We start from the raw sequence: 14,949 nt of genomic DNA on the forward strand, positions 1-14,949 counted from the left end.
ACGAGTACATCCACTTCTACAACCACGAGCGCCTCCAGACAAAGACTGGCCTGGCTCCGCTCTCGCTTCGCCAGGCCAGTCTTTGATTCGCTTGTTCTACCCCTTGCAGGCCTCTTTTTTGTACTGTCCGCACAATATGGGGCGGTTCATAAAGCCCCTGAGCTCCGCTTCGGCGGGGCTCTTTTTATTTCCGGGCCCCGGCGGCTGGAAAATTTTGCGCCCAGCACTTTAAAATGGTAAAGCAGGATGCTATAATAGATCCATGGTTTTTCATTCCGGATATTACGGAAGGTATAATAAAAACCGATATTTCCCCAAGGGAGAGGATTTCTTGACACAGCTTTTAACGAGACTTTTTGTAAAAAACCATCAGGACCTGAAAAAACCCGCCGTCCGCACCGCCTACGGCAACCTGGCCAGCCTGGTGGGGGTGGTCTGCAACCTGATTCTGGTGGTGGGCAAACTGGCGGCGGGCAGCCTGTTCGGCTCCATCGCCATTGTGGCCGACGGCATCAACAATCTGTCGGACGCCTCCTCCAGCCTGGTGAGCCTGGCGGGGTTCCGTCTGGCGGCCAAGGGCCCCGACGAAAAACACCCTTACGGCCACGCCCGGTATGAGTATCTGGCGGGGCTGGCGGTCAGTACCATGATTATGGCCATCGGCCTGAGTTTGCTGAAAGATTCGGCCCTCAAGGTCCTGCGGCCCGAGCCGGTGGGGTTCAGCGTCCTGTCGGTGGGGGTGCTGCTTTTTTCCATCTGCCTGAAATTCTGGATGAGCCGCTTTAACCGCCAGATCGGCGAGGCCATCGGCTCCGATACCCTGATCGCTACCGCCGCCGACAGCCGCAACGACGTGATTACCACCGCGGCGGTTCTGGCCTCCACGGTGCTGTGCAAAATCACCGGCCTGGACATCATCGACGGGCTGATGGGCGTGGGGGTGGCGGTGTTCATCCTCTGGTCGGGCTGGGGCCTGGTGATGGACACCCTGAGCCCTCTGCTGGGCGAGAGCCCCGACCCCGAACTGGTGGAGCGGATCGAGCGCAAGGTGCTGTCCTACCCCGGGGTGCTGGGGGTCCACGATCTGATGGTCCACGACTACGGCCCGGGCCAGCAGTTCGCCTCCCTCCACATTGAGTTCCCCGCCGAGGTGGACCCCCTGGACGCCCACGACCTGATCGACAACATCGAGCGGGACGTCCGCCGGGACGAAAAAATCCTGCTGACCATCCACTACGACCCCATCGTCACCTCGGACGCCCGGGTGGGGGTTCTGCGGGTGCGGCTGAACGAGAAAATCCGCCAGATCGACCCGGCCCTCTCCATCCACGATTTGCGGATCGTGCCGGGCACCACCCACTCCAACGTCCTGTTTGACCTGGTGCTGCCGGCGGGCTATACCGGCGACCGGGCCGAGGTGCTCCGCCAGCTGCGGGAGTTCGTCACCCAGCAGGACGAACATTACATCTGTGTGATCAAGGTGGAGCAGAGCTACGCCTCGGCCCACCGGGAAAAATAAACGGCCCCCAGGGGGCCAAGAGGGGGAGAGATCTCAATGCTGAACGAAACCTACCGCGCCATGCTGGGCCGGAAGAGCGTCATCCGGGAAACCTTCATGTACGGCCGCCAGCGGGCCGCCCAGATCGGGGCGGAGAACGTCTTTGATTATTCCCTGGGCAACCCCAGCGTGCCCTGCCCGGGCCAGTTTACCCGGGCCATGGAGCAGCTGCTGGCCGAGGGCGACCCGGTGGACCTCCACGGCTACTGCCCCAGCCAGGGAGACCCGGGGTTCCGGGCGGCGGTGGCGGCCCATCTGGCCGAGAAGTTCGGCCTAGCCTACCGGGCGGAGGATATCTTTCCCACCACCGGGGCGGCGGGGGCCATCGCCCACGCCATCCGGGCGGTGACCAAACCCGGGGACGAGGTGCTGACCTTTGCGCCCTATTTCCCTGAGTACGGCCCCTATGTGGAGGGCACCGGCGCCTACCTGAAAGTCGTCCCGCCCCAGGCCCCGGCCTTCCAGCCCAATTTGGACGAGTTTGAGCGGATGCTCACCCCGGCGGTGAGCTGCGTCCTCATCAACACCCCCAATAACCCCACCGGCGTGGTCTACTCTGAGGCCACCCTCACCCGGCTGGCGGAAATTCTGGCCGAGAAGAGCCGGGAATACGGTCATGTGATCTACCTCGTCAGCGACGAGCCCTACCGGGACATCGTCTTTGACGGCAAAAAGGCCCCCTATCCGGCGGCCTATTACCCCCACACCCTGACCTGTTTTTCCTATTCCAAGAGCCTGAGCCTGCCCGGCGAGCGGCTGGGCTATGTGGCGGTCTGCCCCGGCTGCGAGGGGGAGGAGATTCTGGTGGATATGATGAGCCAGATCTCCCGGTTCACCGGCCACAACTGCCCCCCCAGCATCATCCAGCGGGCGGTGGCCCTCTGCCAGGGGGTGACCAGCGACCTGTCGGTCTACGAGACCAACATGAACCTGCTCTACGACGCCCTGACGGCTTACGGTTTCGAGGTGGAGCGGCCGGGCGGCACCTTCTATATCTTCCCCAAAGCCCTGGAGGCGGACGCCAACGCCTTCTGTAGGAAAGCCCGGGAGTTTGATCTCCTGCTGGTGCCCAGCGACACCTTCGGGGTGGAAGGGTACGTCCGGCTGGCCTACTGCATCGAGACCGAGAAGGTCAAGCGCAGCCTGCCCGCCCTGGAACAGCTGGCCGCAGCCTACCGCAAATAAGGCGGCGCTGCTTTTATAAAAAAATTAGAGAGGAAGGGAACCCCGATGGAAAAAATCAAGATGACCACCCCCCTGGTGGAGATGGACGGCGACGAGATGACCCGCATCCTGTGGCAGATGATCAAGGACGAGCTGATCCTGCCCTTTGTGGACCTCAAGACCGAGTATTACGACCTGGGCCTGCCCAACCGGGACGCCACCGGCGACCAGGTGACCATGGACGCCGCCCTGGCCAACAAGAAATACGGCGTGTCGGTCAAGTGCGCCACCATCACCCCCAACGCTCAGCGGATGGACGAGTACAAGCTCCACGAGATGTGGAAGAGCCCCAACGGCACCATCCGGGCTGTTTTGGACGGCACCGTCTTCCGGGCCCCCATCATGATCGACTGCGTGAAACCGGTGGTCAAGAACTGGAAAAAACCCATCACCATCGCCCGCCATGCCTACGGCGATGTGTATAAGTGCACCGAGTTCCGGATCCCCGGCCCCGGCAAAGCCGAGCTGACCTTCACCGGCGAAAACGGCGAAAAGCAGACCGCTGTAGTCTACGACTTCGAGTGCGCGGGCGTCCTCCAGGGCTCCTACAACAAGGACAGCTCCATCGCCAGCTTCGCCCGCAGCTGCTTCAACTACGCTTTGGACGTGAAGCAGGACCTCTGGTTCGGCGCAAAGGACACCATCTCCAAGAAATACGACCACACCTTCAAGGATATCTTCCAGGAGATCTACGACGCCGAGTATAAAGAGAAGTTCGAGGCGGCGGGGATCACCTACTTCTACAGCCTGATCGACGACATCGTGGCCCGGGTCATCCGGAGCGAGGGCGGCTTTGTCTGGGCCTGCAAGAACTACGACGGCGACGTGATGAGCGACATGGTCTCCACCGCCTTCGGCTCTCTTGCCATGATGACCAGTGTCCTGGTGAGCCCCGACGGCAAGTACGAGTACGAGGCCGCCCACGGCACCGTCACCCGCCACTATTACCGCTGGCTCAAGGGCGAAAAGACCTCCACCAACCCCATGGCCACCATCTTCGCCTGGTCGGGCGCCCTGAAAAAGCGGGGCGAGCTGGACGGCCTCGATGATCTCGTGGCCTTCGGCGAGGCGCTGGAAGCCGCCAGCCTCCAGACCCTGAACGACGGCGTCATGACCAAGGACCTCTGCGCCCTGGCCGAGGGGGTCACCCCCACCGCCGTGGACAGCGAGGGCTTTATCAAGGCCATCCGCCAGCGTCTCGAGGCCAAACTCGGCGCATAAAATCGAATCCATAAAATAACCCCTGCCCGGGCAGCCCCCGGCGCAGGGGTTATTTTATTTAAGCAAAGACGGGGAATCCTTGCCTATTTTTTATCATAACTTGCAATAGTGCCAAATTTTGTATACAATAAAAACAGGTCGGTTTACCCGATACGAACGGGAAAAGGGGAGAAATTCCGTACAAAAGAGAGAGCGGAACCCCCGGCGGCAAAGCAGCCGCTTTTTTCACAAAGAAATAAGGAGGATTTACCATTGAGACGACTGGTCATCGAGACGCCGGGGCAGTCCCAGCGGGTGCTGGAAGGGCTCTACCGCGACATGCAGCGCCGGATTGGCTCCAGCCCCCTGGGCCTCTGCCCGGTGGATATGGCGCTGAACTTTTTGCGGGTCTGCCACGCCCAGACCTGCGGCAAGTGCGTACCCTGCCGGGTGGGCCTGGGCCAGCTGACCAAGATGCTGGAATCGGTGCTGGACGGCGAGGGCGAGCCCGAGCTGATCGACCGCATCGAGATGACGGCCGAGGTCATCCTGGACACCGCCGACTGTGCCATCGGCTACGAGGCGGCCCGGATGGTGCTGCAAGGGGTGCGGGGCTTCCGGGACGACTACGAGGAGCACCTGCTCCGGGGCCGGTGCATCTGCGGGCTGGAACATGCCATCCCCTGTACGGCGGTCTGCCCCGCCCATGTGGATGTGCCGGGCTATATCGCCCTGGTCAAGGCGGGCCGGTGCGAGGACGCGGTCCGGCTGATCCGGAAAGATAACCCCTTCCCGGCGGTCTGCGGCTATGTCTGCGAACACCCCTGCGAGGCCAGCTGCCGCCGCCATATGGTGGACGATGCGGTGAACATCTGCGGCATCAAACGGTATGCCGTGGACCACGCGGGCCAGGTACCCCTGCCGCCCCGGGCCGAGCCCACCGGCAAACGGGTGGCCATCGTGGGCGGCGGCCCCGGCGGCCTGACCGCGGCCTATTTCCTGACCCTGATGGGCCACAAGACGGTGGTCTATGAGCAGCGCCACAAGCTGGGCGGAATGCTGCGGTACGGCATCCCCGACTACCGGCTGCCCCCCGAGGTGCTGGATGGGGACATCCAGTATATCCTGGACACCGGCGTGGAGGCGGTGCTGGATACCGAGGTGGGCGGCAGCGTCACCCTGGAACAGCTGAAAGCCGAATACGACGCGGTGTACATCTCCATCGGCGCCCACGACGACAAGAAGCTGGGCATCGAGGGGGAGGACAACCGGAACGTGGTCAGCGCCGTCAAGATGCTCCGGGGCATCGGCGAGGGGGAGATCCCCGATCTGAAGGGCAAGCGGGTCTGCGTCATCGGCGGCGGCAACGTGGCCATGGACGCCACCCGCACCAGCCTGCGGCTGGGGGCCGAGCACGTCACCTGTGTCTACCGCCGCCGGGAGGAGGATATGACCGCCCTGCCCGAGGAGATCGAAGAGGCCAAGGCCGAGGGGGGTGAGATCCTGGCCCTCCACGCCCCGGCCCGGATCGAGGCGGACGAGTCGGGCGCCTGCGCCGCCCTCTGGGCCCAGCCCCAGCTCATCAGCCGGGTGGGCCGGGACGGCCGCCCCGCCCCCAAACAGGCCAGCCAGCCCCCGGTGCGGATCCCCTGCGACTACATCATCGTGGCCATCGGCCAGGCCATCCACACCCAGCCCTTTGAGACCAGCGGCATCGGCACCCGGCGGGGGGCCATCCAGGCCGAGCGGTCCTGCTTTGTGCCGGGCAGCGGCAACGTCTTTGCCGGCGGCGACGCGGTTTCGGGCCCGGCCACCGTCATCCGTGCGGTGGCGGCGGGCAAGGTGGCCGCCGACAACATCGACAGCTTTTTGGGCTACCACCACACCATCACGGTGGATGTGGAAGTGCCCGCCCCCCAGCTGACCAACAGCCCCGCCTGCGGCCGGGTCAACCTGCGCAGCCGGAACATCCCCCACATCGATGGGGATTTCGACCTGGTCAGCCAGGGCATGACCGAGGAGGAGTGTCAGCAGGAGTGCGGCCGCTGCCTGCGGTGCGATCACTTCGGCTATGGGGTCTTTAAGGGAGGGAGAAACGTCAAATGGTAACACTCAAGATCGACGAGCGGACTGTCTGTGTGCCCGAGGGCACCACCATCCTGGACGCCGCCCTCTCGGCGGGCATCCAGATCCCCCACCTGTGCTACCTGAAAGAGATCAACGAGATCGGCGCCTGCCGGCTCTGCTGCGTCCAGGTGGAAGGGGAGGAGAAGCTGATCCCCGCCTGCAACAACGTGGTGGCCGAGGGGATGAAGATCAGCACCAATTCCCCCCGGGTCCGCCGGGCCCGGCAGACCAACCTGCGGCTGATCCTCAGCAAGCACGATGCCCGGTGCGCCCTCTGCGCCCGGAGCGGCAACTGCCAGCTGCAAGCCGTCTGCAACGAGCTGGGGGTGGTGTCCAACCCCTTTGAGGAGGATCTGCCCAGCCCGAAACTCCGCCAGTGGAGCCGCCATTTCCCCCTGATCCGGGACACCGCCAAGTGCATCGAGTGCATGCGCTGCATCCAGATCTGCGACAAGGTCCAGAGCCTCAGCGTCTGGGACCTGGTGGCCACCGGCGGCCGGACCCGGGTGGATGTATCGGGCAACCGGCTGATCCGGGAGTCGGACTGCGCCATCTGCGGCCAGTGCATCACCCACTGCCCGGTGGGGGCCCTCTATGAGCGGGACGACGTCCAGAAGGTCCTGCAGGCCCTGGAGGACCCCGACACTGTTACGGTGGTCCAGATCGCCCCGGCGGTGCGGGCGGCCTGGGGCGAGGCCTTCGGCCTCGAGCCCGAGCAGGCCACCGTCAACCGTCTGGCCGGGGCGCTGCGGGCCGTGGGCTTTGACTATGTGTTTGATACCAGCTATTCCGCCGACCTGACCATCATGGAGGAGGGCAGCGAGTTTCTGGCCCGGCTGGGCCGGGGCGAGCTGGACAAATACCCCATGTTTACCAGCTGCTGCCCGGGCTGGGTGCGGTTTGTCAAGAGCCAGTACCCCCAGCTGGCGGGCCAGCTCTCCACCGCCAAGAGCCCCCAGCAGATGTTCGGCGCGGTGGTCAAAAACTGGTTCGCCGAGAAAATCGGCGTCCCCCCCGAGAAGATCTGCTGCGTCTCGGTGATGCCCTGCGTGGCCAAAAAGGACGAGTGCGCCCTGCCCACCATGAAAAACGAAGTGGGCATCCCCGACGTGGACTACGCCCTCACCACCCGGGAGATCATCCGGCTGATTCGGTCCGAGCACGTCCAGGTCCAGAACGTCCTGGAGACCCCCTTTGACCGGCTGCTGGGGGACTACACCGGCGCGGGGGTCATCTTCGGGGCCACCGGCGGCGTCATGGAGGCGGCCCTCCGCACCGCCTATTACCTGGTGACCGGGTACAACCCCCGGCCCGACTCCTTCCGCCAGGTGCGGGAGAGCCGCCGGGCCGACGGCCGGGCCTGGCGGGAGGCCGAGTTCGAGATGGCGGACTCCACCATCCGGGTGGCGGTGGCCAGCGGCCTGGGCAACGCCCGGGCCCTCTGCGAGGCCATCCTGAAAGGGGAGGTCCACTACCATTTCGTGGAGATCATGGCCTGCCCCGGCGGGTGCGTGGGCGGCGGCGGCCAGCCCATCCACTGCGACGACATCGAGCGGGCCCATGAGCGGGGCCAGGTGCTCTATGGTCTCGACCGGGTGAGCGCGGTCCGCTTCAGCCACGAGAACGCCGACGTCATGGCCCTCTACCGGGACGAGCTGGGGGCGCCTTTGAGCGAAGAAGCGGAGAAGTGGCTCCACACCGACCATTTCGGCTGGCAGATGCCGGGTGAGACCGCTCGCACCGGGTCTGCCGAATAAAATCCGGAAACCCAAAACGAGAAAAACCCCCTGCCGGGCAGCCGGCAGGGGGTTCATTTTATTTGGGGATTAGCCCATGGTGATCTTTTTAGCGGGCAACTTCGCCATCACCCCGGCGTCCAGCCCGTCGGCCAGGGCTTCGCCCTGGGCGGTCAGGTCGTTTTGCAGGGTCTCAGAGCAGAGATCCGAGAGGATATCTCCCCGCAGCTGGTCGAGGGTCAAAGTGTCCAGGGGGTCCAGCCGGACCAGGAGCAGGATGGCATAGCTGCTGTACTCCACAGCGGCGGCCTGGCCCACTTCCAGCCCCCGGACGGTGTCGGCGGCTTCCTCGGTGAAGGAAGTCTCAAGATCGCTGTCCAGCAAAAAGCCGGTGGCGAAATCGGCGGCGGTGGGGGTGTACTCGCCGCCCAGGACGGCGTACATCTCAGACACGGTGTCGGTGACCGCGGCCTGGAAATCGGCGGCCGAGCTGCCGGTGTACCCGGCGGCGGCCTCTTCGGCCAGGGTCAGCATCTGGGCGGTCTGGTCCTCGTCGGCAAAGGCGAAGGTGGACGAGTCATAGAGGGGCACCGAGATATAGCAGGTGTAGAGCATCTCGTCCAGATGGGCCAGCAGGTCGGCATCCGAGACGGGGGTCTCCCCCTCGGGGCCGTAGACCAGATCCAGCAGGGCGGCGGATTTGACCAGGTTCCGCTCGTAGAGCTTGAGGCTCTCGAGGCCGATGCCGTTGGCGGTGTAGATGGTGCCGTAATTATCCAAAAGCTGCTGGGCGTAGGCGTCGGCCTGGGCGGTCTGGGCCTCGGTCAGCTCGCCCCCCAGTTCTTCGAACCGCTCCTCCACCGCGGCGTAGAACCGCAGAGTCTCCATGGTCTTTTCGGCCACATAGTCGCTGACCAGGGCGGTTTCGCCGGTTTCCTCGTCCAGGGTGATGGTCTCCTTCAAAAAGGATTTGACGTCGTTATAGTCCTGGTCGGTGCCGGCCAGCTGGGCGGCCTGCTGGTAGGCGTCGAACTGGGCCAGCAGGTAAAGCCCCGAAGTGATTTCGGTCTCGCCGACCGTGCCCACCGTGTCGGGGGTGGAGATGTGACAGCCCGCCAGGGCCAGACAGAGCGCCAGCACCAGAGCCAGCGCGGAAAATGCTTTTTTCATGGGTGATGCTCCTGTATTTTTTATGGTTTTATCGTGGGATATCCTTGAGTATACCCCGCCGAGGTCCGGCCGTCAACCGGTTTCGGGGCGGTCGGGGGTCTTGCCGCTCTGGAGGGCGGCCATCTCCCGGAGGATGAGCTGCAGCAGTTCCAGCGGTTTTTCGTCGGGCCGGAGGGTCACCGACAGGTAGGGCCGGGCCCCGGCCCCCGCCGTCACCCGCCCGTCAAAGGCCACCAGCAGACCCCGGATCATGGGCAGGCCCAGCTCTTCCAGGGAGAGGGTGATCTGGTCTTTCTTCTGGGTGACCTCGTAGACCCCCACATTGGTGGCCAGCACCCGCACCAGGGAGACGTTCACCAGGTCGCTCACCGAGGGGGGCGGGTCGCCGTAGCGGTCGATCAGTTCGTCCAGCACGTCGGCCCCATCCTCGGGGGTCTGGATGGCGGCGATCCGGCGGTAGGCTTCGATCCGCCCCGGCCCGTCGGGGATGTACCGCTCGGGGATGTAGGCGTCCACCCGCAGGTCCACGAGACACTCGCTCTTGTCCCGGCGGATGGGCTCGCCCTTGGCCCGGGCGATGGCCTGGGTCAGCATTTTCACATAGAGGTCATAACCCACGGCCTCCATGTGGCCGTGCTGGCTGTGGCCCAAAAGGCTGCCCGCGCCCCGGATCTGCAAATCCCGCATGGCGATCCGGAACCCGGAGCCGAAGGCGGTGAACTCCCGAATGGCGGAGAGGCGCTTCTGGGCGATGTCCGAGAGGGTTTTGTCCCGCCGGAAGGTGAAGTAAGCGTAGGCTTTCCGGCCGCTGCGGCCCACCCGGCCCCGGATCTGGTAGAGCTGGGCCAGGCCCATCCGGTCGGCGTCCTCGATGATCAGGGTGTTACAGTTCCGCACGTCGATGCCCGTCTCGATCAGGGTGGTGCAGACCAGAATGTCGATCTCCCCGTTGATCAGGTGCTGCCAGACCGGGTTTAGCTCCTCCTCGGTCATCTTGCCGTGGGCGATCCCCACCCGGGCCCCGGGGGCCATCTGGCTGACCCGGGCGGCGGTGGCCTCGATGTTGTCCACCCGGTTGTGGAGGTAGTAGACCTGGCCGCCCCGGGCCAGTTCCTTCTTGATGGCCTCGGCCAGAATCACCTCGTTGTATTCCAGCACGAAGGTCTCCACCGGCTGCCGCTCGATGGGGGGCTCCTCGATGGTGGACATATCCCGGATGCCGCTCATGGCCATATTCAGGGTGCGGGGGATGGGGGTGGCCGAGAGGGTCAGCATATCCACCCCGATGAAGCTCTCTTTCAGTTTTTCCTTGTGCTTGACCCCGAACCGCTGTTCCTCGTCGATGATGACCAGCCCCAAATCGTGGAACCGCACGTCCTTGGAGAGGAGCCGGTGGGTGCCCACCACCAGGTCCACGCTGCCCGATTGCAGCCCCCGGAGGGTCTCTTTCTGCTGTTTGGGGGTGCGGAACCGGGAGAGCAGCCCCACCCGCACCGGGAAAGCCTCCATCCGGGAGAGGATGGTGTTGTAGTGCTGCCAGGCCAGCAGGGTGGTGGGGGCGAGGATCGCGCACTGCTTGCCCCCCATGATGCACTTGAAGGCCGCCCGCAGGGCCACCTCGGTCTTGCCCACGCCCACGTCGCCGCAGAGCAGCCGGTCCATGGGCCAGGCTTTTTCCATGTCTTTCTTGATCTCGGCGGTGGCGGCCAGCTGGTCGTCGGTCTCGTCGTAGGCAAACCGGGCCTCAAAGTTCTGCTGCCAGTCCCCGTCGGCGGGGAAGGCGTAGCCCTTGGCCTCCCGGCGGCGGGCGTAGAGCTCGATCAGCTCCTGGGCCATCTCCTCGGTGGCCTTTTTCACCTTGGCCCGGGTGCGTTGCCACTCGGCGCCGCCGAGTTTGGCCAGCTTGACCTTTTCTTCATCCCCGGGGGCGGTGTACCGGCTCAAAAGATCCAGCTGGGTCACCGGCACGTAGAGCACGTCCGACCCGGAATATTGAATCTTCAGATAATCTTTGATGGCGCCCTGGACTTCCAGCCGCTGGATGCCCGCATACATGCCGATGCCGTGGCTCTGGTGGACCACATAGTCCCCGGGCTTTACGTCCGACAGGCTGGTGAGAGCGTCTTTGTTCTTCTTCCGTTTTTTCTTTTGTTCGGCGGCCTCGTCCAGCCCGTGCCGCCGGGAAGAGAGTACCGCGAACCGCCCAAAGGGGAAGCTGCATCCCCCGTGGAGGTGGCCGGGCAGAATCTGCACCAGCTTTTTGGAGGGGCGGACGTCCCGGCTCATGCTGACGGCGTAACCCTTGTCCGCCAGATCCCGGGTGAGGGCGGCGGCGCTCTTGGGGGTGCCCGCAAAGAGAGCCACGGCGTAGCCCTGTTCCAGCAGGGGGTCCAGATCCTCGGCCAGGGTTTTCAAATCGCCGCTCCAGTTGGGGGCGGCGTGGGCCTCGGCGTTGATCAGGTCCTTGAGCTTGAACTCATTCATCCCCCGCAGGAAGTTCTCGCACAGGAGGGTGGAGTTTTTCTGCGCCGCCAGGGCCAGGTCCGCCATGGTCTGGTAGAGCACGTCCAGCCCGGGGCAGAGGACCCCTTCTTCCAACAGGCCGGTGAGTTCCTCCCCCCGGCGGTACTCGGTGGCCTTCTGGGCGTCCCGGATGCCCCCCACCTCGTCCAGGATGAAAAGGGGATTGTTCAAATGATCCAGCAGGGTGGCGGGGGTGGGATACCGCAGGCCGTAGTATTTGTCCATGGCCTCGGGGACGATGCCGGTGTCCAGCTGGGCCAGATCGGCGGCCATGGCCTGTTCCAGGGCGGTTTTCTTCTTGCCCCGGGCCTTGGCGGCGGCCTCCCGCAGGGCCTGGGCGGTGGCGGCGGCGTCCCCGAACAGCACCTCCCGGGCGGGGGAGAGGTGGATTTTTTCCAGGGGGGCGTCCCGCCGCTGGGTCAGAAGATCAAAAGAGGAGAGGGAGTCGATTTCCTCGTCCCAGTACTCGATTCGGGCGGGGGAGCGCATATCGGGGGCGTAGATGTCCACGATGTCGCCCCGGACGCTGAACTGCCCCGGGCCCTCCACCTGGCTGCGGCGGACGTACCCGGCGGCAAAGAGCCGCTGCACCAAAGCGTCCCGGTTATAAGTCATGCCGGGTTTTAAGGTGAGGGTGTTGGCCCGGAACTCGTCCGGCGGAACGGTATATTGGAGCAGGGCCTCGGCGGGGACGCAGACGGCCTGGAGCCGCCCGCCCGCCAGCTCGCCCAGGACGGACAGGCGGCGGTATTCGTATTCCCGGCCTGCGCCCTCCACGGGGCGGAGCATAAAGTCCCGGGGCGGAAAGACCGCCGCCGCGAGGCCCAGAGCTTTCAGGTCCTCGGCGTAGTGGGTGGCCTCGGCCTCGCCGGGGGTCACGATGCAGAGGATCCGGCCCAGATCTTTCTGGAGCGCGGCATACAGCAGCACACGCCCGGCCGGGGGCAGGCCGAAGAGGGCCGCCGGGCCCGGGGACGAAAAGCTGGCCGCGATTTTCTGGTATTCGGGGGTGGCTTTCAGCAGTGCTTCGTACATGGCAGCTCCTTTCGTGGGGGATCATTTGCCGCTTTTTCGAGAAAAAGCGGCGCAAAAAGCGTTTCAGCCGCGAGATACCTTTTGCGGGCCCATAAGGTGGAGCGCCGCGGCGGTCAACGGCTGCGGAAGGGATTCAAATGATTATCGGTTGTATTTGTTCTGCGCCTGGCCCAGTTTCCCGTCCATCATCAGCCGGGCGGCGGCCTCGATGTCGGGGTACCGGTCGGCGAGAGCTTTGGCGTCCTCGGCGCTGAAATGCCCCAGAACCCAGTCGGCCAGATCGTAGTCGGGGTGGGGTTTGGCCCCTACGCCGATCCGAATCCGGGGGAACTGGTCGCTCCCCAGCCGGGCGATGATGCTCTTGAGGCCGTTGTGGCCCCCGGCGCTGCCCGAGGGACGGATCCGCAGTTTGCCCGGGGCCTGGGTGATGTCGTCGCACAGGACGATCACATGGTCCGCCGGGATTTTAAAGAAAGCCGCCAGGGGCGCGATGGAGTCCCCCGAGAGGTTCATATAGGTCAGGGGTTTCAGAAGAACCACTTTGTGGCCCTCCACTTCGGTCTGGCCCCACAGGCCCTGGAACTTGGCCTTGCTCACCGAGACCCCCCATTTGCCCGCCAGGTAGTCCAGCGCGGCAAAGCCCGCGTTGTGCCGCGAGCCGTCGTATTTGGCCTCGGGGTTGCCCAGGCCAGCGATCAACCAGATGTCGTTTGCGTTCATATCCTATAACCTTTTCTGTTGGGAATTTGTCGTTTTAACGTGTGGCGCCCCGCCCCGCAGGGCGCAAAAGTCAGGCCCCGCCCCTTTTGGCGCGGAGCCTTTTTATTCGCGCTGTAACCTGATGGAAACCGTCAGGCCCGCGCCGCGGCAGCTGTACCGGCTGCAAACCATAGCGTTTTAGAGGCAGCGGGGAGAAAAATTTATTTGAACCCACCCGCCCATTCAGATGTGCGGTGTCTGTTCTCCTGCACAGGCCTCGGCAGCCGAACGGTTTGACCGGCTGGCCCCGCACCTTCGGGCCGCGTAGCAACAACAGCGACCGCTGCCAGTGGCAGGAGGAGGGAGCTATTGTTGGCGCCGCGCTCTGATTTGTGCAAGCACCCGCCAGGGTGCGCCGCAGAAATCAGTCAGCGCAAGAGGAGGACCGACTTGCGGGGACTGCCGGGCGAATCCGAACGGCTGCCCTTATGAAGTCGCTTTCGGTTTATTTCCCCCGAAGGGGGAACGCCGCGCAGCGGCAAGGGGGGAACATCTAAAGGGTGGGAGGGTGGGATTTAAATAATATTATTTCCCTTCCTCTTCCAGCTTCTTCTTTTTGGCGATATAGTCCGCCATCTTGGGCGCGGCCCAGCCCTCGAGATTGGCCTGGCGGCCCCGCTCGATGGCCAGCGCCCCCGCCGGCACGTCTTTGCCGATGGTGCTGCCCGCGGCGGTGTAGGCCCCGTCGCCCACCGACACCGGCGCCACAAGGTTTGTGTTGCAGCCGATGAAGCAGTAGTCCCCGATGGTGGTGCGGTATTTGTTCTCGCCGTCGTAGTTGCAGGTGACGGTGCCGCAGCCGAAGTTGCAGTATTTGCCCACGTCGGAATCCCCGATGTAGGTCAGGTGGCTGACGGTGTTCCCCCGGGCAAAGTTGGAGTTCTTGGTCTCCACATAGGCCCCCAGATGGACCCCGTAGTCGGTGACGGTGTTCACCCGCACATGGGTGAAGGGCCCGATGTTGTTGTGGGGCCCCAGCTTGGAACTGTAAATCTGGCTGGCGTTGACGGTGGTGCCCTCGCCGATTTCGCTGTCCTCGATCAGACTATTGGGGCCGATGACGCACCCCGGGCCGATCTTGGTGGCCCCCCGCAGGGTGGTGCCGGGCAGAATCCGGGCGCCGGGGGCGATCTCGACGCTCTCTCCAATATACACCTGGCGGCTGGTGATCACCACGCCGTTTGCAATATGGCGGCGGAGCACCGCCTCGTTGGCCGCCTCGGCGGCATCCAGGGCAGCGGCCGCCTCGGCCAGGGCCCCGGTTTCCGAATGATTCATGTGATCCATCAAAAAGATCCCCTCCCAAAAGCTCCCGCTGCCGGGCCGAACGCCCGCCGGGGCTGCGAATCTTTGGGCAAGAAAGCGTTTTCGGGCGAAACTGCCCGCTCGAACTTTCTCCCAGTTTATATTATCGAAAAACCTTCGGCATTTCAAGGGAAATGCACAAATTTCAGAAAACAAAATCGGCAGATTTATGGCCCGAACGGCTGGATTTTCCTCTCCCGTTTTGGTATAATATTTTAGCATCAGATCAGAACCGTTGATAAAAAGACAGGATAAGCGAAGATGCCTCCGGCGCGCCGCGCCGGATCCAAACCGAATTGGAGGTAAATGTTT

General features: G+C 64.0%; 11 protein-coding genes. 7 read left to right on the plus strand and 4 right to left on the minus strand.

Annotation, left to right across the window (positions count from 1 at the left end; genetic code table 11):
• Positions 1–8: 8 nt before the first annotated feature.
• The 6 genes from JCM17207_RS13855 to JCM17207_RS09080 all read left to right on the plus strand — a co-directional run bounded on the left by JCM17207_RS13855 (position 9) and on the right by JCM17207_RS09080 (position 7,866).
• Positions 9–86 carry a hypothetical protein gene (locus JCM17207_RS13855; RefSeq protein WP_373871900.1) on the plus strand — a complete coding sequence of 26 codons (78 nt, stop codon included), beginning with the start codon at positions 9–11 and terminating at the stop codon, positions 84–86.
• A gap of 245 nt (positions 87–331) precedes the next feature.
• Positions 332–1,519, plus strand: coding sequence for a cation diffusion facilitator family transporter (locus JCM17207_RS09060; RefSeq protein ID WP_238317346.1), 1,188 nt, complete (start codon positions 332–334; stop codon positions 1,517–1,519).
• A 36-nt stretch (positions 1,520–1,555) separates the two neighbouring features.
• Positions 1,556–2,743 (plus strand): pyridoxal phosphate-dependent aminotransferase, encoded by a 1,188-nt coding sequence (locus tag JCM17207_RS09065; RefSeq protein WP_238317347.1) that lies wholly within the window; start codon positions 1,556–1,558, stop codon positions 2,741–2,743.
• 45 nt (positions 2,744–2,788) lie between these two features.
• Complete coding sequence (locus JCM17207_RS09070; protein WP_238317348.1) at positions 2,789–4,003, plus strand: NADP-dependent isocitrate dehydrogenase; 1,215 nt, start codon at positions 2,789–2,791, stop codon at positions 4,001–4,003.
• Between the two features lie 252 nt (positions 4,004–4,255).
• Complete coding sequence (locus tag JCM17207_RS09075; RefSeq protein WP_238317349.1) at positions 4,256–6,091, plus strand: NAD(P)-binding protein; 1,836 nt, start codon at positions 4,256–4,258, stop codon at positions 6,089–6,091.
• Entirely contained in the window at positions 6,085–7,866 is a 1,782-nt protein-coding gene (locus JCM17207_RS09080; RefSeq protein ID WP_238317350.1) for a [FeFe] hydrogenase, group A, read from the plus strand. The genes JCM17207_RS09075 and JCM17207_RS09080 overlap by 7 nt, the downstream gene beginning before the upstream one ends.
• Positions 7,867–7,935: 69 nt before the next feature.
• On the opposite strand, the gene JCM17207_RS09085 is transcribed toward JCM17207_RS09080, so the two are convergent.
• From JCM17207_RS09085 to JCM17207_RS09100, 4 genes are all read right to left on the minus strand, one after another.
• The gene (locus tag JCM17207_RS09085) at positions 7,936–9,015 is read right to left on the minus strand and encodes a foldase (RefSeq protein ID WP_238317351.1); all 1,080 of its coding nucleotides are present in this window, start codon (positions 9,013–9,015) and stop codon (positions 7,936–7,938) included.
• Positions 9,016–9,087: 72 nt separating this feature from the next.
• A complete protein-coding gene (mfd, locus tag JCM17207_RS09090) occupies positions 9,088–12,573 on the minus strand; it encodes a transcription-repair coupling factor (protein WP_238317352.1) in 3,486 nt (1,161 codons plus the stop codon).
• Positions 12,574–12,714: 141 nt separating this feature from the next.
• On the minus strand, positions 12,715–13,293 hold the full coding sequence (gene pth / locus JCM17207_RS09095) for an aminoacyl-tRNA hydrolase (RefSeq protein ID WP_238317353.1): 579 nt from the start codon (positions 13,291–13,293) through the stop codon (positions 12,715–12,717).
• Positions 13,294–13,857: 564 nt separating this feature from the next.
• Entirely contained in the window at positions 13,858–14,610 is a 753-nt protein-coding gene (locus JCM17207_RS09100; RefSeq protein WP_238317354.1) for a DapH/DapD/GlmU-related protein, read from the minus strand.
• On the opposite strand from JCM17207_RS09100, the gene JCM17207_RS09105 reads away from it, so the two are divergent.
• A complete protein-coding gene (locus tag JCM17207_RS09105; RefSeq protein WP_238317355.1) occupies positions 14,602–14,856 on the plus strand; it encodes a hypothetical protein in 255 nt (84 codons plus the stop codon). The genes JCM17207_RS09100 and JCM17207_RS09105 overlap by 9 nt on opposite strands.
• Positions 14,857–14,949 lie beyond the last annotated feature (93 nt).

This window comes from Faecalibacterium gallinarum (assembly GCF_022180365.1).
In the GTDB taxonomy this organism is placed as follows: domain Bacteria; phylum Bacillota; class Clostridia; order Oscillospirales; family Ruminococcaceae; genus Faecalibacterium; species Faecalibacterium gallinarum.